The 25,406-nt window shown below is 33.6% G+C and carries 19 protein-coding genes; 8 read left to right on the top strand and 11 right to left on the bottom strand.

Annotation, left to right across the window (positions count from 1 at the left end):
• The 4 genes from QMO11_RS11430 to QMO11_RS11415 form a co-directional block, all read right to left on the bottom strand.
• Window positions 1–1,836: a hypothetical protein gene (locus QMO11_RS11430; protein WP_282037416.1), complete on the bottom strand. Its 1,836-nt coding sequence runs from the start codon at window positions 1,834–1,836 to the stop codon at window positions 1–3.
• A gap of 25 nt (window positions 1,837–1,861) precedes the next feature.
• The gene (locus QMO11_RS11425) at window positions 1,862–2,374 is read right to left on the bottom strand and encodes a T9SS type A sorting domain-containing protein (protein ID WP_282037415.1); all 513 of its coding nucleotides are present in this window, start codon (window positions 2,372–2,374) and stop codon (window positions 1,862–1,864) included.
• Between the two features lie 232 nt (window positions 2,375–2,606).
• Window positions 2,607–3,869, bottom strand: a complete 1,263-nt coding sequence (locus tag QMO11_RS11420; protein WP_282037414.1) for a glycoside hydrolase family 117 protein — start codon at window positions 3,867–3,869, stop codon at window positions 2,607–2,609.
• A 57-nt stretch (window positions 3,870–3,926) separates the two neighbouring features.
• The gene (locus QMO11_RS11415) at window positions 3,927–6,458 is read right to left on the bottom strand and encodes a glycoside hydrolase family 2 TIM barrel-domain containing protein (protein ID WP_282037413.1); all 2,532 of its coding nucleotides are present in this window, start codon (window positions 6,456–6,458) and stop codon (window positions 3,927–3,929) included.
• 365 nt (window positions 6,459–6,823) lie between these two features.
• Here QMO11_RS11415 and QMO11_RS11410 point away from each other — a divergent pair, with 365 nt between their 5' ends.
• The 3 genes from QMO11_RS11410 (at window position 6,824) to QMO11_RS11400 (ending at window position 11,991) form a co-directional block, all read left to right on the top strand.
• Entirely contained in the window at window positions 6,824–8,449 is a 1,626-nt protein-coding gene (locus tag QMO11_RS11410) for a tetratricopeptide repeat protein (RefSeq protein WP_282037412.1), read from the top strand.
• Between the two features lie 82 nt (window positions 8,450–8,531).
• Window positions 8,532–9,812, top strand: a complete 1,281-nt coding sequence (locus tag QMO11_RS11405) for an MFS transporter (RefSeq protein WP_282037411.1) — start codon at window positions 8,532–8,534, stop codon at window positions 9,810–9,812.
• A 49-nt stretch (window positions 9,813–9,861) separates the two neighbouring features.
• Window positions 9,862–11,991: an FUSC family membrane protein gene (locus QMO11_RS11400; protein ID WP_282037410.1), complete on the top strand. Its 2,130-nt coding sequence runs from the start codon at window positions 9,862–9,864 to the stop codon at window positions 11,989–11,991.
• 1 nt (window position 11,992) lies between these two features.
• On the opposite strand, the gene QMO11_RS11395 is transcribed toward QMO11_RS11400, so the two are convergent.
• Complete coding sequence (locus tag QMO11_RS11395; RefSeq protein WP_282037409.1) at window positions 11,993–12,394, bottom strand: hypothetical protein; 402 nt, start codon at window positions 12,392–12,394, stop codon at window positions 11,993–11,995.
• Window positions 12,395–12,484: 90 nt separating this feature from the next.
• Here QMO11_RS11395 and QMO11_RS11390 point away from each other — a divergent pair, with 90 nt between their 5' ends.
• On the top strand, window positions 12,485–12,934 hold the full coding sequence (locus tag QMO11_RS11390) for a NanQ anomerase/TabA/YiaL family protein (protein ID WP_068472372.1): 450 nt from the start codon (window positions 12,485–12,487) through the stop codon (window positions 12,932–12,934).
• Between the two features lie 53 nt (window positions 12,935–12,987).
• Here QMO11_RS11390 and QMO11_RS11385 read toward each other — a convergent pair whose 3' ends face one another.
• From QMO11_RS11385 to QMO11_RS11375, 3 genes are all read right to left on the bottom strand, one after another.
• Entirely contained in the window at window positions 12,988–13,455 is a 468-nt protein-coding gene (locus tag QMO11_RS11385) for a hypothetical protein (protein ID WP_068472374.1), read from the bottom strand.
• Between the two features lie 155 nt (window positions 13,456–13,610).
• Entirely contained in the window at window positions 13,611–14,489 is an 879-nt protein-coding gene (locus tag QMO11_RS11380) for a MerR family transcriptional regulator (protein ID WP_282037408.1), read from the bottom strand.
• A gap of 226 nt (window positions 14,490–14,715) precedes the next feature.
• On the bottom strand, window positions 14,716–16,089 hold the full coding sequence (locus tag QMO11_RS11375; protein ID WP_282037407.1) for a fasciclin domain-containing protein: 1,374 nt from the start codon (window positions 16,087–16,089) through the stop codon (window positions 14,716–14,718).
• 309 nt (window positions 16,090–16,398) lie between these two features.
• Here QMO11_RS11375 and QMO11_RS11370 point away from each other — a divergent pair, with 309 nt between their 5' ends.
• From QMO11_RS11370 to nadD, 3 genes are read left to right on the top strand one after another with little or no spacing between them, the layout of a single operon-like run.
• Window positions 16,399–17,274, top strand: a complete 876-nt coding sequence (locus QMO11_RS11370; RefSeq protein WP_282037406.1) for a YicC/YloC family endoribonuclease — start codon at window positions 16,399–16,401, stop codon at window positions 17,272–17,274.
• 24 nt (window positions 17,275–17,298) lie between these two features.
• Complete coding sequence (gene gmk, locus QMO11_RS11365) at window positions 17,299–17,868, top strand: guanylate kinase (RefSeq protein WP_282037405.1); 570 nt, start codon at window positions 17,299–17,301, stop codon at window positions 17,866–17,868.
• A 1-nt stretch (window position 17,869) separates the two neighbouring features.
• A complete protein-coding gene (gene nadD, locus QMO11_RS11360; RefSeq protein ID WP_282037404.1) occupies window positions 17,870–18,448 on the top strand; it encodes a nicotinate (nicotinamide) nucleotide adenylyltransferase in 579 nt (192 codons plus the stop codon).
• On the opposite strand, the gene QMO11_RS11355 is transcribed toward nadD, so the two are convergent.
• Complete coding sequence (locus QMO11_RS11355; RefSeq protein WP_068472384.1) at window positions 18,445–19,041, bottom strand: DUF4202 domain-containing protein; 597 nt, start codon at window positions 19,039–19,041, stop codon at window positions 18,445–18,447. The two genes, nadD and QMO11_RS11355, sit on opposite strands and share 4 nt — an antisense overlap.
• A gap of 176 nt (window positions 19,042–19,217) precedes the next feature.
• Window positions 19,218–20,576: a S41 family peptidase gene (locus QMO11_RS11350; RefSeq protein WP_282037403.1), complete on the bottom strand. Its 1,359-nt coding sequence runs from the start codon at window positions 20,574–20,576 to the stop codon at window positions 19,218–19,220.
• 215 nt (window positions 20,577–20,791) lie between these two features.
• Here QMO11_RS11350 and QMO11_RS11345 point away from each other — a divergent pair, with 215 nt between their 5' ends.
• The gene (locus QMO11_RS11345; RefSeq protein WP_282037402.1) at window positions 20,792–22,792 is read left to right on the top strand and encodes an ATP-binding protein; all 2,001 of its coding nucleotides are present in this window, start codon (window positions 20,792–20,794) and stop codon (window positions 22,790–22,792) included.
• Between the two features lie 5 nt (window positions 22,793–22,797).
• Here QMO11_RS11345 and QMO11_RS11340 read toward each other — a convergent pair whose 3' ends face one another.
• Entirely contained in the window at window positions 22,798–25,140 is a 2,343-nt protein-coding gene (locus QMO11_RS11340) for a TonB-dependent receptor (RefSeq protein ID WP_282037401.1), read from the bottom strand.
• Window positions 25,141–25,406 lie beyond the last annotated feature (266 nt).

Here is a 25,406-nt window from a genome sequence, read left to right as displayed (position 1 = left end):
TTAAAAGGTTCTAATTGATCTAACTAATGCTTTATTTGTTTTGATACTATCTCCGTATTCAACACCAGACTCTTTAAAGTTGATTATGAAAGCTTTTGTATCATTTATTTCCGAGGAAGACCAATACAGAACATCGTCGGTTGTCGCTCCTGTTTTAAGTTCTATAGCGCCACTTAATGACATTAAACCGTTATTAATTTTTTCGATGTTATTGTAAATCGAAATAAGTTCGGTACGTGCAGGCAAATACCACTTTTCGCCTTTATCAATACACCACCTAAAAGCAGGAAAAGTAGTTAATGTTATGTCGTAGCTTTTTAAAGCTGCTTTATTAATACTCCCATCACTCAATGAAGTCGCATTATTCAGGCTACTCTCTAAAGACCAAGCTAAGGAATCTTGATTTGCAGCTATTATTTTACCATTTAAACCACTGTTCCAAATTTCGATAACCACTCCCTCTGCATTATCAATTGATGGATATACATCTCCTATTTTATATTCTATTTTTGAAACAGGTTTACTATTCATCTCTGCCCAAGATAAATATCTAATTGGACGAACTTTTAAGGGCTGATATTTCCTAGCCTTAAATGAACTCCCTGCAACAAATAAGCTATCACTTCCCATTGGGTTTAAATCAATAGGAATAGTCCCATTTTCATCGAACAGATGACTAAAGTCTAATTCAAAAACATTAAAAAATTCTTCTGTCATCGTAATCGTAGTATCAGACAAAACAGTAACTAAAGCTAATGTTTGTTGGGCCTCTGTTGAAGTCCAATATAATTTCCCATTCAAGGAAGTTGCACCATTCGTTTCCGCTAACTTAAGACTCAACTCTTCTCGATTATCGGTAATAGTTAGAAGTTCATTTAAAGCTGGCAGATACCATCCATTACCCAATTCTTCACATACAGAAAAAGCTGGATAAGAAGAAATTACGTTGGATGAGTTCTTAATGACATTCATATTTAAAATGCCATTATTAGCATTATCAGCATTGGTCAATTCTACATGTCCATTAATATCCCAAGCTACCGTATATTCGTATAATGACAAGATCTTGGCATACTGTCCAACTTGCGAAGATTCGATAACCACACCTATAGGTACGCCATACTCGTAAAAAACATCTCCCTTTTCATATAAACTTCCTTCTGTGGGAGAACTAGCAACAGGATCTTTCCATACTAATTTACCTCTTACTGACGACAGAACTTGTCCATCTAAACCCATTGCAAGAGTATTCCATTTATTATTATCCCAATACAACAAGTCTCCATCTGAGGTTCCTTCCGGGATAGGAACTAAATTAGAAGTATAAATAGTAATAGAATCTTTAATATTTGGTTTCTCTATTAGGTCGCTATAGTTCCCTGTGATAGATTCGGGCATACCTATCACATTATTAAACTCAACTAATTCAGCCGATTTAGCATGCATAGCATATGGTACTGTAAGCAATTGCGTTGTTGAACTTAGTATATAATCCTCTCCTCCATAAGGATCAATCTCTGTTTTTACAAAATAAGGTCCATCGGTCCAATTAATTAGTGAGAAATCACCAACAAGGATATTACCTTCACCTATTGCCAGAGTTATGAGTCCGTTTTTGTTGCTTGATGTAAGGTGGTCTTCAACATATACTTCTTCACCAAACTCACTCGTATTAATAATACTAATCTGAACTTTAATAATAGAACTTGAACTCAATATACTTCCGTCAGCCATTCTAATAACAGCCTGATATGTAAAGCTATTAGGAACCTGCGCATTTAACGTTAATGCAATACATAAGCTAGTTAAAAAACTAATTCGTAATAATCTATTCATAATAGGATTTAAATAAATTCAATATTTATTTCTTTAAGAATCTGCGAAAAGCAACCTGATCCTCATTATTGGTAACTTTTAATATATATGCTCCACTAGCAAATTTGCTCATATCAATAGATATAAGGTTTCTATCCATGGTATAAGTTGAAATAACTTCCCCCATAAAATTGTATAAGTATAGTTCGGCATTCTCTAGGTCAGTATCAGTAATACTAACATTAAGATGTGATATAACTGGGTTAGGATATAAGTTAAACTTTAGGCTCTTACCTGAGATCTGTGCCGATTGATTTGGAATTGATACAAACTCAAAATATTGTACTCCCGAAGTAAAAAACTGTGAATTGTTTTCAATTGATGAAGGTTCTATAAATATTTGTCCGATTGAATAGCTGTAACTATAATTATTTGATATTAGACTTTTACCACAAGAATTAATACTCTCCTGTGCATAACCACCTTTACTGATAATTACTATAAATAATATGGCAATAAGGTATTTTATTAAGTAAGCATAATAGCACCTTGTTTTCATCCTGTAATGAACCATAATTGAGTATAAGTGTCATGTTTTGCTCAAATGTAAACTATGTAGAGTTAAAGATCCAATTATCCTCTATAGCTTTTACAAAGGTTCAATTTCCTTAGATCAACTTAGATAAAACGCTATACTAAAGGAAATAGCCCCCCAAAAACCAACAAATACTCAAAAAAAAGAGGGTTTCGCAAAAGCGAAACCCTCAAATAAAAACTTAATCCAATCTAAACTAGCGTTTAAGCGCTTCTGTTTGCTCCTGTATTCTTTCGCGTTGCTTTTTATTTAAACCATGCTTATAATAAAACTCAGGTTTATAATAATTAAACAAATGCTTCATACCCGGGTCATCTACATCTTGACTTAGGTCGCAATCAAAGCGTAATAAAATAGCATGATTCTCTGACCACTTTGTTACATTTGTAAGGTGCGATATTCCCCAAGTGATACCTCTACCATCTTTTGTATCGGTAAATGCATCGGGTATAAATGGGCCTCCTGCTGTTGGCATCAGTTCTGTTATTGCAGCTATTTCAAAATTAACACCATCCTTGGCATACTGAACTGTAAAATGCTCGTTACCATCTTTGATTACTAAGGCTGCTATCCCTTCTTTAAAGGGAAATAAAGTAGTTTCGTGACCTGAATTAATTACAGGGTTAAGTGGGTGCTTTGTAAAAGGCCCTAATGGATTATCAGCTGTAGCTAAACCTTGCATGCGCACTAAATTTGGCTCGCCATCGCAATCTGACTTATAATACAAATATATTTTTCCTTTATAAACCAATGGGTGTGGATCGTGTATTGAATATTGATCCCACTCACCTTCTCCTCCATTAGGAATTACAATTTCAGGATGTGGTGTCCATGGTCCATCTGGAGAATCGGCATAAGAAACTGCCACTGGACAGTCGTCGCCACGCTTACCACTCGCTTCCATAAATCCTTGATAATATAAATAGAATTTACCTTTCCATTTTAAGATATCTGTTGTAGCTACTGAACGCCAACCTACTTGTGGTTTTGGCGGACGTGGCACTGCAACACCTTGCTCTTCCCAAGTGAAACCATCTTTACTTGTGGCATAAAAAATATCAGCCAAATCCCAATCACTTGAAGGAATGGTATCATTACACAAAGCTGCACCTTTAGGCGGGGTTGGCGTATCACGCTTCGTATACCAAACGTAATATTTACCGTTCTCAAATATTACTTTTGAAGGATCTCTTCTTGAAATTGTTCCGTTATGGTCATTATAATCGAACCCTTTAAGTTCAGTATACTTAAACTGCGAATATAACTCATTATCCTCCGGACGTGGCGCCATATAATTGGTATAATTACGCTCCATGGCGGCACTTAGTTGTCTATCTGGTTTTTGTTTAGGTAAGATGAACGGGAATCCGCCCTCATTCTGAGTTTGTGTTTTACAAGCTGTAGGAGCTAAAGCTAACAGAACAAAGCTCAATACAGCAATAAATTTAGTTTGTTTCATAAATATAAAAGTTATTAGGCATCATTTTAAAATGATCCCATTTGACTGTGTGAATTATTAATGTATTTGTATTTCTAATTGATTACTTTTTAACCGTTTACTATAGGCTGATATAGTTGCCATATCCATCTCCTTTTGCACTTTTACAACCAACAAAGCCTTACCCTGATGTGTCATGATCTCATTAGACTGATACGGCATGAAATTTTTATTACTACCGTTATCCACCCCTAAAACCTTTAGAGCATCTGACACATTAAAATGTATTACTCTATCATTATTATATACAGGGTTACCATCATCATCAAGCAATTGTGCCACCACATGAGCCACTTGGTTTGAGTTGGCATCCATGCTCTTTTTATCAATACTCAGTTCAATATTTGTTGGCTCAGTACTTGTAATAATTGAACCTATCGCTTTTTGATTATTGCTATATCCAACAGCCTCCAGGATTCCGGCATTAAAAGGAACTTTCCATTTATAAATACGATCCTCAAATTCGTTCAAACTACGTTTGCCTAATGATTGTCCGTTTAATACCAATTCAAGCTCAGGCAAATTAGATATTACCTCAACCACAACGGGTTCGCCATGCTCATAATTCCAATGCTTATTAACTTTATGCCAAACCCATAAACGTTGTTTCCACCCGTCTTTCTTTTTATCTTTAAGATCAGCTGTTTTTTCATCTACGGTATAAAGAGACTTATCTAAACTTTGCGTTGAAATAAAAATGGTAGGCTCTTCACTCCAAAGTGATTTCATCATATAGTACGATGGTTTTTTAAAGCCTGCATAATCAAGCAGTCCACTACTTGTTCCTTTTCTGCGCACATCATTATCTGAACGATGGTGGGCCTCTCCCATGTAATCAACACCTGTCCATATAAACATCCCCGGCACAAAATCTCGTTCTAAAATGGCCTTCCACTCATGCCACTGCCCGAGGTTTTCTGTTCCCATTAATGGTTTATTGGGGAAATATTTATGCCCGTAATCGTACATTACTCTGCGATAACTAAAACCTATAAGATCTAAAGCATCGGCATAACCAGTTACATAACTCGCCGAGGGTAAAATGCAATTGGCCACCACTGGACGTGTAGTATCAACCTCTTTGGTCCAGTCTGATAATTTCTGAGCAGTTTCTCCAATATTGTATTCTTTACTATCAAGCTTGTTATAACGTTCTTTAATTTGAGAGGGCGATAAAGGCGTTGGATTCCAAAAATAATTACCACTCCAATCGGCATCCCAAAAGCCTGTTGCTTTTTTATTCCTAGGGTAGGTCCACTCTATTTCATTACCTATACTCCACTGAAAAATAGATGGATGATTACGATGCGATAATACTGTGGATTTTAAATCGCGCTCTGCATGGGTTTGAAAATATTCCGCTGAACCACGTGTAATATAATCGTTGTGCCTCTCATTCATATTTAAACGCTTATCCTTAGGATAATCCCACTCATCAAAGAATTCATCCTGAACAAGAAAACCTAATTCATCACATAAATCAAGAAACTCATTAGATGCAGGGTTGTGTGAAATTCGTATAGCATTACAACCTCCATCCTTTAAAATATTCAATCGTCGGCGCCAAACATCCTTTGGAACGGCAGCTCCTACTAGTCCACCATCATGATGCAAACACACGCCTTTTATTTTCATCGGTTCGCCATTCAAAAAGAACCCTTTATCGGCATCAAAACGTATATCCCTAATTCCGAAAGTAGTTTCAAAACTATCTTCAATTTTATTGGATACTATGATCTGATGTTTCGCCGTATATAAAGTTGGCGAATCCACACTCCATAATTTAGGATTTGTAAGCTGAATTATTTGTGAAAATTCGTGAGTTGACTTAGGCTCAACTACACAATCCTCGGAGTTTGATTCCACTAGAACTCCTCTGTCATCATAAATCTGAGTTTGTAAAACAAAACTCTTACTAAGCTTATCGGCATCAACAATTGAGGTGTTTATTTCTAATTTTGCTTGATTACGTGATACTTTATTGGCTTTTACAAATGTGCCCCATACCGGAATATGCAGACTATTAGTAACTACCAATTCTACATTACGATAAATACCTGAACCTGGGTACCAACGACTATCGGCAAAACGTGTTCTATCTACTTTAACCGCAATAGTATTATTTTTGCCATCTATATTTAAGTAGGGCGTTAAATTGTAATGGAACGGAGTATATCCATTGGGGTGTCGCCCAATTTCTTTGCCATTTAACCATACCTGCGAATGATTATAAACACCATCAAAAACAATTGCTACTTGTTTTCCTTTAGGCACATCAAAAGTTTTTCGGTACCAACCTTCGCCACCCGGAAGGTATCCAACACAACCCTCGCCATTAATGGTATCAAAAGGAAATTCAATACTCCAATCGTGAGGCAAATCAATACTTCGCCAATTGGCATCGTCAAAATCAATTTCCTTTGCTTTTTGGTTTGAATTTAACGAAAATCTCCACCCCGAATTAAAATCTTGATTTCGTTCGAATTTTGTTTCCGACGAACAAGCTACTAAAAGTAAAATGGTAATTAGGCATAGTATATTTTTCATCATCACATTTACAGCTTTTCTTATTTAAATCAGAAGAACAATTTGTTGAATTATTCTCCCTTGATAAATCAATCAACTTTAAATACAATTCTACAACTACTATTCTGAACGCGAAACTTTTAATTATAGACAACAACTAGACATATGGCTTTACACCCCTTATTAATCGTATATACCTCCTATACAAAGGCTCATTTAATTCTTACATTGCTATTATAAAATAGAACAAAGCATTATATTAGTTCGCTAAATAATTATTCGTCAAAACTCAACTAATTTCAGATTCTAAATTTCGATACTAGGTGTGTTTTTTTGAGTTATTACAGCTATATTTTTCAAGCCTGTTTACCAGGATAAATTTTGATCTGATGCAAAAAACATTTAGTAAATACCACCATACTTTTTTACTGTGTCTGATAATAGGTTCGTTTATTGGCTTAAATGCACAAAACAATATCGACCTTAATAAAAAGTATTTCCGTGCACTAAGCTTACAGTACACGCAACAAGACAGCGCACTTGTTTTACTTAAACAATGTAAGGAAGCGTATAGTAATTTAAGAGATACTAGCAAAGTAATTGACTGCCTTACCAATATGTCATCAATATACACTAGTAATGCTAACTATACTAAATCGTATGATGCCCTTTGGGAAGCCTTAATCCTCACCAAAAAAACCAATAATTCCGGCGCGGAAGGTAAAATATATGATTCGTTGGGTATGCTATATGCCTTATTTCAGCGAAACGATGAAGCCCTAAGATACTTCCATAAAGCAGTAATAATTAAGAAACAACAGCTTGAAAGCGAATCGGCACAATCATCGTTATTAAATAGTACTTACTATGCCTTGGCCATTTATCATAGAGAAAGAAGTCAATTTAAACTGGCCCAAGCTTATTTAGATAGCTGCAATATGGTGCTAAATAAAATAAAGGCCTACAGCGGTAATCGGAGATTTATTAATGCAGAGCAAGCTTATTTATTCTACCATTCTGGTAAACTTAAAGTTGCCGAAGAGTTATTACTTAGTATTGAACCTGAATTTAAAGAAAGGAATGATTCGTATAACGTGATACTTTATTCTTTTTTAGGAGATATCTATGATGCAAAAAATAACTTTAAGCTAAGTGAGAAATACTATCTAAAATCAATTAAAACTGCCAACATATATAAAAGCCACTTAAACTTTTTGCCAGAGGCTTATAAAAAACTGGCCCATTTATACTCCAAAAATAATATACATATAAGAGCTTTTAATAACCTCGAAAAAGGATGTACTCTTAATGATAGCTTATTTGGCGCTCGAAGCGTTAATAATAGCAAGCTTTTACAAATTAAAGATGATTACCGTATTGAGCAGGAAAAACAAAAAGAGTTATTGAAAGAAGCACAGCTTACTAATGCCAGGTACGAAAAAGACAGGTGGTTTTTCAGAAATATATTACTTACCGTTATATTAATTGCCACCTTAATTATTGCCGCAATAATGTTCTTCTATCTTAGAAATAGAAATCAATTACTAAAACAAGATCAACTTTTAAAGGAAGAAAAGAATAAAGAAATATTAGAAATTAAAAACAAAGAACTAACAGCATCTGCCCTACAGTTAATTGAGAAAGATGAGCTTCTAATAAGTATTAAAGAACAACTAAATAACTTAAACGAGCAAAACAAAGGAAAATCGACAAGTACGAAACGTATTATTAGCCAAATAAAAACCAATAGCAAACAAGATTGGGATACGTTTAATGCTCGTTTCACCGATGTCAACCAAAGCTTTTATGATGCTTTAAGTCAGCAATTTCCTGAGCTTACACAACGCGATCACAAATTGTGTGCTTTAATAAAACTAAGTTTCTCGAGTAAAGATATGGCCTTATTACTTGGTATTTCAGTAGAAAGCGTCCATACATCTCGATACCGATTACGCCAAAAACTCAGCTTGCAAAAAGGCGATAATTTAGGTGAATTTATTGCCCGAATTGGATGACGAATATCACAATGTCAAAATACCTTAAAATACCAAATGCCTAGTTGAATTTGAGTAGCTTTGCAGCCTACTTAAATTCATTATGGGAATATTACAGAAACTAGATACTAATGAAAGAAAAGCCTTTAAATTACATCTACTTTATAGTGGCTTAGATGGTTTAGTGCGTGGTGCACTTATCCTAAACCAATTTATCTTTATAAAATCATTAAAAGGATCTAACGTTCAGTTATCATTTCTATTTCAATTTAGCATGGTGGTATTTTTGTTTGCCATGCTTGCCAATGAAATAATGCGTCGCTATCCCAACCGAAAAAAGTTACTGCGCACCGTTGGTTTAATTGCCCGTCTACCGTTAATCACTTTTGCATTTTTCCCAGCCATAGTACCTGAGGGTTTATCAAACCATTTTCATATTTTATTCCTTGGTGTATTTCTTCTCTTTTATTCATCTCAAATTGCCGTAATACCCTCTATCAATCAATATTTAAAAGGGAATTACAAACACCGTAATTTTGGCAAACTCTTTGGGTACGCCACTACTGTAAATAAAATTCTGATGATGGTTTCAACAGCTGGGGCTGGATTATTATTAGATTGGAATGCAGATTCCTACAGAATTTTCTATCCTGCAGTTGGTATACTAGGCGTAATATCAATTTTTCAATTAACAAAAATTGAGTTCAAACATCAAGTTGAACCTATTCAAACTCCTATATGGCAAGCTCTAGGAGATTCTTTCAAAAGGATATTTGACATCCTTAAGAATAACATCCCCTTTAGGCATCTTGAAATTGGATTTATGTTATATGGTTTTGCATGGATGAGTACCCATGCTGTAATTACCATATTTTATGATACTGGTTTAGGATTGAATTATTCCTCTGTTGCATTTTATAATAATGCCTATAACTTAGTCGCCATTTTAGTGCTCCCATTATTCGGCAAACTTATTGGTAATATGGACCCTCGTAGATTCGGTATTATTACTTTTGGTTCGTTAATGTTATTTATAGCCTTTACTGGTATCTCAGAAGTTGTAAGTACAAATTTTGATATTGTTGGACTAAAAATATACCATATGCTTTTAATAGCAGTGGTTTTTAACGGTTTATTTATGGGAAGTATGCCTTTATTGTGGGGTATTGGCAGTAGCTATTTTTGTGAGCCAAATCAGGCAGCCGATTTTCAGAGTGTACATCTTTTCTTAACTGGTTTCAGAGCACTATTTGCTCCTATAATAGGTATTAAATTATATGAATTAATGGGTTTTGGGTTTACTTATGCAGTGGGTATAGTATTGCTTGCCTTTGCAATTCTTTTAATGATATATTCTGAAAGAAAGTTTCCTAAAGAAGCATAATTCACCTACAATTCTTTATATTTTTGCATCGCCTTTTTTAATGTTTTATATGTTACAATTTAAAAATACAGCCTGGTACTTAAATCTGAAAACTGAGTTTTGGCGTCATCCCAACAGACTTACTGCACTTAAAGTAGTAACAGCAATGTTTGCTTTGGTATTGCCTTTTATTGTAACCAACCATGCTTACATTGCAGTAACACTAGCATTAGGTGTTGTGGCTGCAGCCCTATCTGAAACGGATGACCACCCGCGCGGACGATTAAAAGCCCTTATAACCACTATTATAAGTTTTGCAATAACCACCTGTTCGGTTACTCTTTTAAAACCTTTTCCTTTAATATTTGGTTTTGGCTTTATTGCCTCAACAATTGTTTTTGTTATAATTGGAGGTATTAGCGAACGCTACAGAGGAATTTCTTACGGTGCCATATTAATTGGTATTTATGCCATGCTTGGTTACGATAACGACCTAGATTGGTATGTGCAACCATTTCTATTATGTTCTGGCGCATTATTTTACGGATTAATATCTCTGTTTTTATTATATAGAAAACCGTGGCGCTTACTTGATGAGCAACTTTCGATGGGCTTTATTGCATTATCAAAGTATCTAGAAGAAAAATCGAAATTATTCCCAAGCAGCACAAACGAACAAGTAGATATAGGTAACAAACTTGCCCTATTAAACGTGGAAGTGGTTAATGCTCTTGAAAAATGCAAAGAAGTAATAAATATATACAGCCACGAGGTTGATGATCAAAAGGACCTTCTTCCTTACCTTCAAAGATTTATGTTATTGCAAAGCTTACATGAGCGAGCTGCATCGAGTCATGAGAAATACGAACGACTGGGCAATAAAATTGAATATAAAGAATTACTTGAAGGCTTTTCAGAATTACTGCATCAATTAAGTCATGCTGCAGAGTTAGTGGCTGAGAATATGCTAACCGGACAAGAGTACAACCATCCGGTTTCTATCGGTTGGATTGTAAATGCACTCGAATTTGAGATTGAAAAAATTCCTGAGAAAGACCAACAACTTCTTATCTTATTATTACACAATTTGTCCCGTTCTCATGTATCGCTAAAAAACCTAAACACTCCCGAAAGGAGTACTTCGATACCACGATTAGGACAAGATAAAAGAACGGTTAAAGAACGTATTAAAGATCAATTACGATTTAGTCATCCGCGAATGCGTTATGCCATACGTTTAAGCTTCTGCTTTACTATAGGATTTTTACTCAACTACTTTCTTGAGCTTGAGAAAGGAGAATGGATTTACATGACTTCTCTTTTTGTTAGTCAACCAACCTACCGAGAAACAAGACAGCGTTTATTTCAGCGTATTTTAGGTACGATAAGTGGTGTTGTTATTGGTGTTAGCATTATACAACTATTGCCGACCGACTTAGGACAAATGTTACTAATGCTATCCTGTGCATTTTTCTTCTTTTTGTACCTACGAAATAAATATTCATACGCAGTTGTATTTATTACTATTTATGTACTAAGTGCCAACAATTTAACCAGCTCTGCTGGGATGGAAATTCTGATTCCTCGTACCATAGATACCGTAATTGGTGCTTTATTGTCCTTTTTAGCCGTGAGGTTTTTGTGGCCTAATTGGCAGTATAAAAGAGTTCCAAAACTTTTGGCAGATGCCTTAGATAAAAATGCCAATTATTTTCATACCATACTTAATGAGCTGAATGATAAAAACACAAAATCTGACGATGACTATGATTATCGTTTGGCCCGAAGATTAGCTCACAAGGCCGATAATGAACTAACATTAGCCTGGCGAAGCATGCGTGTTGAACCTCATAAGAAACGCAAAGTTATGGATCAGGCTTTTACTTTAACCTACTTAAACCATGCATTATTATCGTACGTTTCTGCTTTGGGAGCCCAAAGAGATATATTGCATATTAAACAAAATATTTTCCATGATACAGCACAGCATATCGAGAATACTTTAGTAGAAACATCTCATCTGATAAGCAATAACTCAAGGTCAAACGCAGATATTTCGTTAAAACCACTTTTGGTAACTTTAAAAGATAAAATTAATGAGCTAGATGTTTCAGAAGAGCGTCAGCAACTCCGTTTATTATATAATATTGGTGCAGTTAGTAATAAAATTATGAATGAAGCAAGTGCTGTAAAAAGGTAAACTATTCAGCACGTAATTGAGCCATCAGATTGTTTCTCTCAATTGAGTAATTGGAAGAGATTGAATCAATGTATTCTAATATTTCCAATGCTTTAGCATTAGTTAGTTTTGCTTTAGTCAGATTCCCCTCTCGTTTATAAATTTTACTTCCCATAAACAAAAGTTCTGACAAGCTCTGAAATAAGCCTTCAACATCACCGTTCTCGGCCGATAATTGATTATAAAAATCTTCAACATTTGCCTGTAGCAGATTATCTTCATCAATATCTTTGAGTAACCCGAAACTGTGTGCATACATTCTTTGTGCTTCAGTTACATCATTATCTTTCAATAAATGCAGAATTTTTGCAATAGCTTTAGCAAGTTCTTCGACTAAACGTAGTATAAAATCTTTTTTAATCATATTCGAAAATATTATAGACTGGAAGTTTAAAATAATACTAAAGTGATATCTTTGGTTGTAATATCCAACAATAATTTAACTTTTAATATTATGATAATAGATAGCTTAGACAATGTAAAACACTATCGATATTTAAACGATAGAATTAAAAAGGCATTTGAGTTTTTAGAGGAAATTGATTTTGAAACAATTGAACCTGGCAAATACAATGTAGAGGGTGATGAAATTTTTGCCATTGTTAGCGAGTATAACACAAAGAAAAAGGAAGATGCTAGACCCGAAGCTCACGAACGTTATCTCGACATACAATATATTGTAAAGGGCAGTGAATATATGGGCTATGCTCCTCTCGAAGATCAAGATGTTAGTACGCCATATGATACCGAAAAAGATTTAGTTTTTTATAAAGCTGATGTTGACTATATAAAAGTTTCTGAAGGTATGTTTGCGGTATTCTTCCCTACAGATATTCATGCCCCAGGTGCTGAGATAGAAAAATCAGAACCGGTAAAGAAGGTTGTAGTAAAGGTTTTAGTATAAAGATATGAAACAAAAAAAGGGGCTGTTAGCCCCTTTTATAATATATTAAATTCTTAAGGCCAAACTGGCTCTTCTGCATCCTCATCCCAAAGTGGTCCGTATTGAATCTCTGAAAGCTGCCCATTCTCAATCCAAAAATTGATACTAGCTTGTGGAAAAGATAAAACCTCATGATCTGGAGATTCTGGAGATGAAACATCTTCACGCTCAGCCTCGCCCATATCAATTGTTGATAGCTTAGCCTCTAACTCATTATCAGAAACGCCAATTAATTTCATTCCCTCAAATTCAACGTCTTCATTACTAATAGCAATTGAACCTAATTTCCAATCATCAATTTCATCAAAAGAAACTGACAATTCCAATTCGTCGTAATGATAAGCCTCTGTATTATCATCAGCTTCTTCACTGCTTGCAAATTGATCTACTTCATCTGGTTCACCAAGAATTTTCTTAACCTCTTCACGTGACATACCAAAACGTATCTCGCCAATTCCTTTACCAATTAAAATCTGCTTCATAGCTATAATTGTTTTATATTTAATGCTTTAAAATATCGTAATTCTATTTGATAAAAACGAAGTTAAAAAACAAATTGTTCCATTCGCTATGTTTCAAAAAATTAATTAAATATTTAACATTAATTAAACTCAACATCCCCAACTAACTAACTCATTTAAAGCCTACTTAAACATTCCCTAAATTCTTTTGATGATGATATTACCTGAATAGAATCTGGAATTTCATTTTGATGCATTTTTACCTGATGACCGGTAACTATGAGCAGTGTATCAGGAAACGACTCAGTATACCTTAGTAGTATCTTATTTATTTCTTTTTTGGTGGGTGCATTAACCAATGATGTAAAAAATACATCTGCCTTCTGAATTTCATTCACTTGTTGGATATCTTCAAAAGGAACAGAAACCCCTAAGTAAACAACATTATAGCCATCAATTCGAGCAATCAAACTATAAAATAATAAGCCTATTTCATGTAATTCATTTTCCGGAAGAAAGAAGGTAATTCTTTTATCATTTTTAGGAGTATCCATATGCTTATCAATAGCCACAATAAGCTTTTGTCTAACCAAATTACTTATAAAATGTTCTTGTGCAGGTGTAATAGTTCCTGTTTGCCAAAGCACTCCTATCCTATCTAAAAAAGGAAACAGAATGCTCTCTACAACAGCTTCGAAACCGATATTACTAATGTTATTATTCAATACTTCATTAAACTTACTTTCATTTAACTCCAGCATTGACACAACCATACTTTCTATTTGCACATTAGAATTATCCACATCAGTGCATATATCTAATACTTTCTGCTTTAAGTCTTCGCTACTTAAACGTGCAATTTTTGATATTTTTAAACCATTCTGATTTAAAATCGAGATATTAATAATTCGCTTTAAATCAGTATCACTATACTTTCTTATGTTAGTATCGCTCCGCTGAGGTTCAATTACTCCATATCGCCGTTCCCAAATACGTATTGTATGTGCCTTAATTCCTGATATCTTTTCAAGATCTTTTATTGAATATACTCCCATATTGATGTGCTATGTTAAAAGGGTATCCTTGCTAAATAAGCCTAATTCTTAAATAAAAACAAGGCTTTCGTACATTTTGTTCAAGAAAACAAAACAAACTTTCAGCAAAATAAAAACCTTTGATTACAAAACATAATCAAAGGTTTAAATGCGTAACATCAAATGTGATATCAAAGAAGCAATATGCAAGCATATATGCCTACATATTGCATCAAAACTAAACAATCTATGGTACTATAACTTTATCAATGGCGTGTACCGCACCATTTGTACCTTGAACATTAGCTATAATCAAATTAATATCACCATCAATTGTTACACCGTTATCTATGTTTATCATTAATGATTTATCTCCATTTAAAGTGTTCTCATATCCATTTACCAAATTAGTGCTTTGAGCATTCTTAGCAACAACATGAGCCAATAATATTGGAGTTAAGGCTTCTTTAGACAGGTCACTAATACCACTTACATTTAATTGTTGGAATAAGGTCTCAAATGCTGCGTTTGTTGGTGCAAATACTGTAAAAGGTCCCTCTCCACTTAATGCTCCAACAAGATCTGCTTTAACAACGGCTTCAACTAAAATTGAAAAAGCTGGGTTTGTAATAGCTAAATCTACTACATTGCTAGGCATAATAACTTTATCAACTACATGTATAACTCCATTTGTAGCCACCACATCAGTTAACACAATCATTGCTTTATCAACCATTACACCAGCATCGGAAACATTAATTAAAGCACTTAAATAATTACCTTGCCCCATTGATAATGTGTTCACATATCCACTTTGTACATTAGCAGCAGGTACAAAAGCATTTACAACGTGATGTAATAATATAGGCGTAAGAGCCTCTTTCGATAAGTCATCAAGCGTTACATTTAAATCTTCAAACAACATAGTAAAAGCATCATTAGTTGGAGCGAAGACTGTAAAATCATTCGAATCATCATCCAAAGTAGCTGCAAGATCTGCCTTAACAACAGCAGCCGTTAAACTTGATAGACCACTATTAGCAATTGCATGATCTGTAATTGATGCTGGAAGTATTACCTTATTTATTACGTGAATTACACCGTTATCAGCCATTATATCAGGCTGTGTAACTTTTGCCCTCGCGTTAACCATTAAATCATCCTTATTAAAGTAGATTGAATAATTATACATATCGGTTTTAGAACTAATACTGCTGTAGTAACCGGACATTAATTTACTTGAAGTGTTTTTACCTGATACAACATGATATAACAGAATTGCTTTTAACTGATCTTCAGGGACATCATCTAATGAATTTAATCCTAATTCTTCTAACAGCATTTTAAAAGCATCATTAGTTGGAGCAAATACAGTATACTCAGTTGAACCGTTTAAGGCACTTACCAAATCAGCTTTTGTTAGAGCTTCAACTAATATTGAAAAATCACTACTTGCAACTGCTATATCAACAATAGTATTACCTACCACATCCTCAACTTCGTCCTCAATCATTTCTTGAAGTATTTCCTGATCATCATCGTCATCACACGAGACAAATGTTATATTTAAAATAAACATTGCAATAATCGCATAGTACCATTTTAATTGTAAAGTTTTCATCGTTCTCAATTTTATCGTTTTCAAAGAAATTAGTAGTAATGAGTTCTAATTTTCTGTACTCACAACTAGGTAAAATTTATATATGCGTTAAATTGACTTTTTCTGCGCGCTTGAAAAGCAATTTAATAAGTTCGATAGTAGAACCCTGAAATAATATTTTTGTTTAATCTTTTTTATAAAAACATAAACAAAATATTCGATATACATCTATAAAGCCCTGTATTTGTTGGCATAAACGCATTTATTTTTTTTTGAATATTTTTACTTTAAAAGGTTACCTTTGTGCGATAAATTAGAAATTATAGGAATATGATAAAGTCGATGACAGGGTTTGGTAAAGCCATTTGTGAATTACCAGATAAAAAGATTAGCATTGAAATAAAATCTTTAAATAGTAAGCAGTTAGATGTAAACATGCGCTTACCAAACCTATACCGTCAAAAGGATTTAGTATTACGTAATGAACTATCGAGCCAAATAGGAAGAGGAAAAGTAGATGTTGGTTTTTATATAGATTTTCATGGGTCTGAGAAAAATGCAATAATAAATGCGCCAGTTATTGAAAATTACTATAATCAAATTAAACCTATTTCAGATAAACTAGGATTAAGCGATAACGCTGATATCTTAAAAACAATAATGCCTTTACCCGATACGGTTAAAATTGAACAGAATGAATTGGATGAAGAAGAGTGGAAGTTAATTTTCACCTCTTTTAAAGAAGCTCTTTCTAATATCAACGAATTTAGAGCCCAAGAGGGTGAAGTTTTAAAAATTGATATTGTTGAACGAATAGAAAACATACGTTCATTAATGCTTCAAATAGAGCCTTATGAGACGGAACGCATTGAAAAAGTTCGCACCCGCATTTTAGATCAACTAAACGAACTCAAAGATAAAATTACCATCGATCAAAATAGATTTGAGCAGGAGATGATCTATTATCTTGAAAAGTTAGATGTAACAGAAGAGAAAGTGCGTTTAACAAATCATCTTGATTATTTTACTGAAACAGTTGAAAAGGAAGAACTAGTGGGTAAAAAACTCGGTTTTATTGCCCAAGAAATTGGAAGAGAAATTAACACCATGGGTTCTAAAGCCAATCATGCTGAAATTCAGAAATTAGTAATTCAGATGAAAGATGAGTTGGAAAAAATTAAAGAACAGAATTTAAATATTCTATAACTCACCAAATATTTAGCACACTACATGAGAAAAGGAAAATTAATTATATTTTCTGCTCCATCAGGATCAGGTAAAACTACAATTGTAAAACGTTTACTTGATAAAGATTTTAAAATGGAGTTTTCTATTTCGGCCACTACTAGAAAGCCTAGAGGAGAAGAAAAACATGGTAAAGATTATTACTTTTTAAGCCCAGATGAATTTAGAACTAAGGTAAAAGCAAATGAGCTTTTAGAATGGGAAGAAGTATATACCGACAAATACTATGGTACTTTAAAAAGTGAAGTTGAGCGCATAACTAACAAGGGCTTTAACATTGTTTTTGATTTAGATGTTGTTGGCGGGCTTAATCTTAAAAAAATGTATGGCAATGAGGCTTTAGCTATTTTTATACAGCCACCATCAATACAAGAACTTAAATGCAGATTAGAAGGTAGAGCTACTGATTCTCCAGAAGTTATTCAACAACGCCTTGATAAGGCTGAAGAAGAACTAACTTATGCATCGGGCTTTGATCATATTGTAATTAATAATGATTTAGAAAGTGCCGTTTTAGAAACGGAGCAATTACTTACTAAGTTTATAAATGACTAAAATGAATAATATTGGCCTCTTTTTTGGCTCGTTTAATCCTGTTCATATTGGGCACTTAGCCTTAGCAAATTATATTGTTGAGAATAGTAATTTAAACGAAATTTGGTTTGTGGTTAGTCCGCAAAACCCTTTTAAAAAGAGTAACGATTTAATTGATACAAAGCACCGCATTACTATGTTGGAGCTTTGTGTCAATAATTATTCTAAGTTTAAGGTTAGTGCTATAGAACAAGAACTTCCTTCTCCATCATACTCCTACGTTACTTTGCGCGAATTACGTAAACTACATCCCGATAATAATTTCTCAATAATCATGGGATCAGATAATCTGGAATTATTAATGAAATGGAAGAATATAGATGAGATTATTAAGAACCACAATATAATTGTGTACCCGAGACCAGGATATCCAATCATAAATCACGACAAGGTTCCTAACCTTGATATTGTTGAAGCGCCAGTTTTCAATATTGATTCTACCAGAATAAGAAAAGGCATTTTAGAAGGAAAAAACTACGGTTTTTTGGTACCCAAAAATGCCTATTCATATATCACTAAAAATAATCTGTATAGTAATTAACTAACAGCTTCTAATATCAATTTTTTTACACTTTCTTCAAAATTAATACCCAAGGCCGCCTCGTGCCCTTTATCACTCATTTTTAACCAAGTACTTAAGATAATTCGCTTCAGTTTATCGGTATTTTCTTTATGCTGTTCAATAAAATCATTAATGTAATACTTTAAAAATACCAAACAAACTACATCTTCAAGTAACTGACTATTGCTATCTGATTGCAGATTCTTTTTCTCAATCATTGAAGATATTTGCAATTGCGACTCTTGACTATATCCAATTTTGTTTAAGATTTCAGCTGATTTTTTAGCCTGATATGTATAAAGAAAAGTCCTCCAGGCATGATAACCCTTTCTATCCATAGGGTAAGAATTACGTGGTATTTCCCATCTAAATAGATGCTGACATCGCGCTGCCAGATATACTTCTTCGCTAGCCTCTGAATTAAATGCCTTTAACTCTTTAACCATGCGCAGTGCGTATAAATACTCCTTAGGATATATTTCGCCGTCTAGTTTAACTTTATCCTTATCGCCTTTATAGGCCTCATCAATCAATTGTATTGCTTTGTTATATTTATCTGAGAAGTTTGTCATATTATTTTGTTTAATACAGTATACAAGTAAAAAGCTTTTTAGTTTAAAAAAATCACTTAAAATTTAATTCCTTTATTGAAGGAGGTTATCAAAACTGTAACCCTAAAGGCTAATGGGTATAAAAAAAGAGTTATTTCAACAGAAAATAACTCTCATTTTTTTAATTTTAATATCTTTTACTTTGGCAGAACAATATGCATGTCCTTCTGTAAAGGATGCGAATTAGGTTTATCTATTGTTGTAACCTGACGTCCTTTTTGAGTTGATTTTAATAACTCGGCAGTACTCGATTCTTTTGTAATCTCATTAATTGCTACAGCAACCATTTTATCGTCGAAACTTCCTAATTCTGAGTATGTAAATACATCATCTTGCATTTCAATATCAGGCTTTAGCCCAATGGAGTAATCTATTGAATTATCTACATTCTCAGCCCGCATAATAATTGGTTGAATGGCCCAACCATGATCACGTTCCTCATCTTCTAATGTTACTGAACCGTAATATTTACCGTGAGTTTGTTCCCCAATTTGAATAACATCCATGTATGGCGATAAAGTATACATTACCATTTCACTAGCTGATGCTGTTGAAGGTGTTGTTAACACATACAACCTACTTAAGTCAAGGTTATTTGCACTCCCTTCAAACCTATCAATGTATACCGTTTCGTCATTAGGGTAATTCTGATCAAAATACTCTTTAAAATATTTGTTGTAATCTGTTCTGATAAAAACCTTACCTGCTATATCTGACGGGCCAATCATTGACGCCAACAGATTTGCAGTGGCTACTGAACCTCCCCCATTATATCTTAAATCCAATATCAGTTCATCAATACCTGCAGACTTAAAATTAGCGAATAACTGTTCTAAATCCTTATCAGAATTATCGATAAACGAGGTATAAGCTAAATATCCAATTGTTTGACCTGTGCGCATCTCAAAAACAGTACTTTTCAAAATCGGGTTAATACTAATAACTTCAGCAGTTAAGTTAACTTCTTCGTTTAGTGTTTGAAGCTCATTATCTTCAGTAATTCTTCCAAAACCTAACTGAATTGAATTACTAGAATATAACTCTTGATAGTTATCTGTACTTAGTTCTTCACCATTAATATTTATAATAACATCTCCTCTTTTTAAACCGGCATCAGAAGCAGGAGTATTAGGATAAACAAACTCAACACAAGCAACTACTTTTGTTGAACCTTGCTCCCAAAGGTATGGGCGTATAGAGTATCCATAATCTTTTTGTACGCCATTAAAATAATCAACTAAACCTTGGTAATCATCGGTGATGAAAGACCATTTATCGATTGATGAGAATAATAAGCTATTAAAATATTCTTTAGAATCAGCTTGACTCATTGGGTTTGTTGAGGGCATATCTTCTGTCCAATAATAATATTGGTTCATATAATCGTAAACAAACTTATTTATACCCTTGGTTTCTTTACTTATTCCATCTTCCTTTTCGCACGAAAACAGTATAATTGTAAGGATTATTAAAAAGCTAAACTTGTATAAATTCATAGTAAAAATTGGATGAGTTAAGTGTGCAAATATAACATTATTACTTAACTTGATTTGTTTAATTGAGCATGTAGCCTTCTATTTGATAATCTCCTTCATAAATATGTAATATGTATGTGATTGTTGATTATTACTTTATCAAAATAATAAAGGAATTGATTCATTTTTTTATCTTTGATAATAAACTATTCCGTTTACGAATTAGTAAGAGCCCTATGTTCATAAAAGTTATATTACTTAATATACTAATTGGCTTATTTATTTTCAGCTACCTACCTGGCCAAAATAAAGTTAAGTTAAGTAATAGTGAATACAACTATCTGAGGAATACAAATATTGAAATACTGGCAGGTTACCAAGCTCCACCAAATAGCTACTATAACGAAGAAGGAAAGCATGTGGGTATATGTGTTGACTATCTAGAACTTGTTACAGAACAAATAAATATTACATTTTCAAAAAAGAAATTGCAAGATTGGGATACTACAATTAGTTATGCAAAAAATCATAAAGATTTTATAATAACGGGAATAGCTAAAACCCCACAGCGCGAAAAATATTTATTATTTACAGAACCTTTTATACGAATGCCAAACGTTATTTTAACAAATAACAATTCTGACATTTACACTTTAAAAGATTTACATGGAAAAAGAGTATCCACTGTAAAGAATTATGCAGTAACAGAATTTCTTCGCAAAAAACACAAAGACCTCATAATTCAAGAAGTCATCACAGACTACGATGGTATAAAAAGACTTATTAATGGCGAAATAGATGCGATGGTGATTAATCAACTTTCAGCATCCTATATCATAAGTGAGAAGGGGCTAACTAATCTTAGAATTTGTGAAGAAATTGGATATACCAACAAACTATGTATTGCTGTATCTAATAAAAACCCGCAGTTATTTCAGATTTTGAGTAAGGTTACTAATTCTATTTCTGATAAAGAAACACAGAAAATCTATTCTAAATGGGCCAATCTAACTCGTGTAAAATTTTCAAGTAAATTGAGGTATATTATACTTATCATTATTGTAATTATTATTGTAAGCTATATTGGAACTTGGTATTGGCTGAGTAGCATGAAAAGACTTGTGTTTATTAAAACTCAGGAAATACGCGATTCAGAATCAAAATATCGAGAATTAGTTGAAAATTCTTACGATGCCATTTTTGTACAATACAAGGGGAAGTTTTTAATGGTGAATAACAAATTTGCTGAACTTTTTGGATATACTAAAGAGCAATTTATAAATGGTGAAATTAAGATAGAGGATATTACTGCTCCTGATAGTATGCAAATTATTAACGATAGACTTGAAAAAATAGAACGAAAAGAACCTTTATCCTTACAATATAATATTAATGGAATTACTAGTGACCATAAGAAATTAAACCTTACAATTTCGGTAAGTTACATTCCGCACGAAGATGGAAGTGCAACACAGGGTATTATTCATAATATGACCGAACAATTTAATAAAGAAAAGGAACTTAGAATAGCAAAAGAAAGAGCCGAGGAAAGTGATTGTTTAAAAAGTGCTTTCTTGGCAAATATGAGTCATGAGATAAGAACACCAATGAACGGAATTCTCGGATTTTCTGAAATTCTAAAAAGTTCTGATATTAGTGAAAGTGAAAGAATTCAATTTATAGATATCATTCAGGAAAGTGGAAACCGCATGCTAAATACAATAAATGATATTATTGATATTTCAAAAATTCATGCAGGACAAGTTTCCCTTAGTATGAGTGAAATAAATCTTAAAGAAGAAATGAATAGCTTATATAATTTCTTTAAGCCCTTGGCTGAAAAGAAAAATATAAAACTTGTACTAGATTACAATTGTTCTGATCCTTTAATTATTACTGATTTAACTAAATTTATCTCAATTTTATCAAACCTAATTAAAAATGCTATTAATTATTCAAACCAAGGTGAAATAGAAATACACCTTTGTAAGGACGAAAATCAATTGTTAGCTTGGGTAAAGGATACTGGAATTGGTATACCCGAAGATAGATTATCGAATATATTTGAGCGTTTTACCCAAGTTAATGGAAATAATTCTAGGCTGGTTCAAGGGTCAGGCTTAGGTTTGGCAATAGTTCATTCCTATGTTCACATGCTTGCAGGTAAAATCGAAGTTGAATCAAAACTGGGGGTTGGATCTAAGTTCGTATTTACCATTCCATGGAGAACATTCTAGCAAATTTAAAACTCTAACCTATACGTTAAATATGGATACATCATGGTTAAACCATGTTCAACCACTTTCTGTTGCTCAAAATCGTAAGCCCAACCAAACATTTCACTTTGCATCAGTACATTTTTAGCTTGAATAGTTATCACATGAGCTACTTTAGATTTATTTATTCGATAATTGATACCTATATCAAGAAACAACTTATTCTCTTCTTGCCACTCAAATGCCTTTGATTCATCTAAAACAACCATTTGTGCTTGGTGCGAAGCCTCCTGATCAGGAGGAGTAAACCTATTACCTCCCATATAAGTCAGCTTTCCGTTTAACCCGATGGTATTATTTCCTTTTACTGCCCACTCTTTACCACCTAATAAATTGAATACAAAATTTCGGTTGAATGATGTATTATATTCAACTCCATCACCTCCAATATATTTAGAATCAAAAATAGAACCCGTAAGCATATAGTATAAACCTTCTTTCATATATCGCTCAAGCGTAATATCAACACCAACATTAGAACCTGTACCTGAATTATTCAGAGGATCGCTAAAGTACATATCCCACTCGTAATTAATTAATGATATTGTGCTCCCCTCTACTACAGGCACATCATACAGGTGCTGATAATAGGGTTCGACCTTTAATTTTAGATTGCTATTTATTCGATAGTCATACGAGAATACAAAATGATGCGCTTTAGTAACGGCTAAATCGGGGTTTAATAAGTCACCATTTGATCCGCTTGCTTCATAAAACCGCAAAGGCTCCAATTTACTGTGTTTTCCGTACGCCAAGCTAAAGGAGTGCATTGGAATAAATCGCCAAGTACTGCCTAAACGTGGCTCAAAGACCAATTCATTATTTACACCATAATAACTAGTATGTATTCCAACATTTACGTCCCATGTTGGTTTAATTCTAAATTTCGATTGAGAATACAACTGCATGTAATCTGCGGTTCCATTCTGATCTGCAATTTCAATTAATCCAGGTTGCTCTTCAGGATTAGGGTTACCTTGTACATCAATATCATACCATTGCGTTGTGTGATTAATTCCCGTTCGATTACTATGTTTATTGTTGAATTTATGATTTATATATGATGAAATGATCAACTTAGTATTGTCCTCGTAATGATTGGCTAGAGCAACTGAACTTTGATCTGCACTTATTTGATCACTCACCATTGTGAATCGATCATAGGTTAAAGCAAGTGATGTATTAACATAGCTTTTTGAACCTATATTAATTTTATGATTCATCCCTGTTGCAGCAATATCAGAACCGGTATCGTACTTATTATTATCAAAGGTATTTTTCCACTCCATAGGATCACTATCCGGATCAAATGCAACAGAACTTAAACCACCTATACCCCATAGTGAGAATTCCCCAGCCTGACTTGTAGGTAAATGCACCTTAAAGCTTAAATCTTGATATGTTGGTAATCCGAAGTTACCATCCATTATATTACCTATTAAGCCCATTGTAGAATATCGATAGTTAAATAAATAAGATGCTTCGCTACCTTTTTTTAATGGTCCTTCTGAACTGATATCTATTCCCTGTGAGCCAACTTGGAACGTTGACTCACGCTCTTGATTATTCCCAGTTCTGAATTTCATATCGAAAGCACCAGACATTGCATTACCATATTCTGCAGGAAATGCTCCCGTAAAGAAATCAGAATTGGCCAACATATTAACACTAAAAACCGTTTCAATACCGCCTCCATTATTTACACCATTCAAATGGTTCGGCGCTGGAATTTCAACTCCCTCAAGTCGCCATAAAATACCTTTTGGAGCATTACCTCTAATAACAATGGCATTATCATTTACCCCCTCTGCCATTGAAACTCCTGCAAATGAACTAGCCAAGCGTGCCGGATCGTTCCAACCGCCTGCATAACGCATAGCTTCTTCTACTGAAAAAGAACGCGCCGATAAAGTAGCCATAGAATTTTGAGGTTTATCCTTCCGCTCTTCTGGTTTTACAACTATTTCATTCAAGGCATTAAACTGTTCTTTCAGTTTTATATTTAGTACAACTTCTTTAGCGGAGCCAACTACAACCTCCCTAATTATAGCAGCCTCGTAGCCTAAAAAACTAATTTGTATGTTATGTCTCCCAATGGGCACATTATTAAGTGAGAAATCACCTTCAGGTGAAGTGATTGTTCCTAAAGTTGGATTTGAATCCAGAATATAAACATTAACTCCTGGCAATGGCTGATGAGAGTCGGCATCGAGCACAGTTCCTTTTATGTTTTGAAATAATTGTTGTGCTTCAACTCTTGATAAAAGAGATAAAAAAATAAAGACGATTAGAATTCTTTGATTTCGCATTAGTATATTTTTAAAGTATGATGCAAAAGTAGACGTATAAAGACTTTTAATCGTTCTGAGTTATAGTTCGGAACCTTTTTATTAGGTTTCGGAACCTATTTTTATTAGAACCTTGTACCATATAAGGGCAATTAATATTATAATCATCAAACTTTAAACATTTAAATACCATCGCATGTTTAGGACAAAGAAAACATGTTATACTAACTATAATTATTCATAGTTTTGGACTCATTAAGCTAACAAGTGAATTTATTTTCGCACCA

This window comes from Saccharicrinis aurantiacus (assembly GCF_947489045.1).
Classification (GTDB): domain Bacteria; phylum Bacteroidota; class Bacteroidia; order Bacteroidales; family Marinilabiliaceae; genus Saccharicrinis; species Saccharicrinis aurantiacus.
This window is presented reverse-complemented; position numbering and strand designations above follow the sequence as displayed.

Coding starts and splice junctions, on each gene's coding strand:
- QMO11_RS11430 (WP_282037416.1), bottom strand. CDS start 1,836: ATGAATAGATTATTACGAATTAGTTTTTTAACTAGCTTATGTATTGCA.
- QMO11_RS11425 (WP_282037415.1), bottom strand. CDS start 2,374: ATGAAAACAAGGTGCTATTATGCTTACTTAATAAAATACCTTATTGCC.
- QMO11_RS11420 (WP_282037414.1), bottom strand. CDS start 3,869: ATGAAACAAACTAAATTTATTGCTGTATTGAGCTTTGTTCTGTTAGCT.
- QMO11_RS11415 (WP_282037413.1), bottom strand. CDS start 6,458: ATGATGAAAAATATACTATGCCTAATTACCATTTTACTTTTAGTAGCT.
- QMO11_RS11410 (WP_282037412.1), top strand. CDS start 6,824: ATGCAAAAAACATTTAGTAAATACCACCATACTTTTTTACTGTGTCTG.
- QMO11_RS11405 (WP_282037411.1), top strand. CDS start 8,532: ATGGGAATATTACAGAAACTAGATACTAATGAAAGAAAAGCCTTTAAA.
- QMO11_RS11400 (WP_282037410.1), top strand. CDS start 9,862: ATGTTACAATTTAAAAATACAGCCTGGTACTTAAATCTGAAAACTGAG.
- QMO11_RS11395 (WP_282037409.1), bottom strand. CDS start 12,394: ATGATTAAAAAAGATTTTATACTACGTTTAGTCGAAGAACTTGCTAAA.
- QMO11_RS11390 (WP_068472372.1), top strand. CDS start 12,485: ATGATAATAGATAGCTTAGACAATGTAAAACACTATCGATATTTAAAC.
- QMO11_RS11385 (WP_068472374.1), bottom strand. CDS start 13,455: ATGAAGCAGATTTTAATTGGTAAAGGAATTGGCGAGATACGTTTTGGT.
- QMO11_RS11380 (WP_282037408.1), bottom strand. CDS start 14,489: ATGGGAGTATATTCAATAAAAGATCTTGAAAAGATATCAGGAATTAAG.
- QMO11_RS11375 (WP_282037407.1), bottom strand. CDS start 16,089: ATGAAAACTTTACAATTAAAATGGTACTATGCGATTATTGCAATGTTT.
- QMO11_RS11370 (WP_282037406.1), top strand. CDS start 16,399: ATGATAAAGTCGATGACAGGGTTTGGTAAAGCCATTTGTGAATTACCA.
- gmk (WP_282037405.1), top strand. CDS start 17,299: ATGAGAAAAGGAAAATTAATTATATTTTCTGCTCCATCAGGATCAGGT.
- nadD (WP_282037404.1), top strand. CDS start 17,870: ATGAATAATATTGGCCTCTTTTTTGGCTCGTTTAATCCTGTTCATATT.
- QMO11_RS11355 (WP_068472384.1), bottom strand. CDS start 19,041: ATGACAAACTTCTCAGATAAATATAACAAAGCAATACAATTGATTGAT.
- QMO11_RS11350 (WP_282037403.1), bottom strand. CDS start 20,576: ATGAATTTATACAAGTTTAGCTTTTTAATAATCCTTACAATTATACTG.
- QMO11_RS11345 (WP_282037402.1), top strand. CDS start 20,792: ATGTTCATAAAAGTTATATTACTTAATATACTAATTGGCTTATTTATT.
- QMO11_RS11340 (WP_282037401.1), bottom strand. CDS start 25,140: ATGCGAAATCAAAGAATTCTAATCGTCTTTATTTTTTTATCTCTTTTA.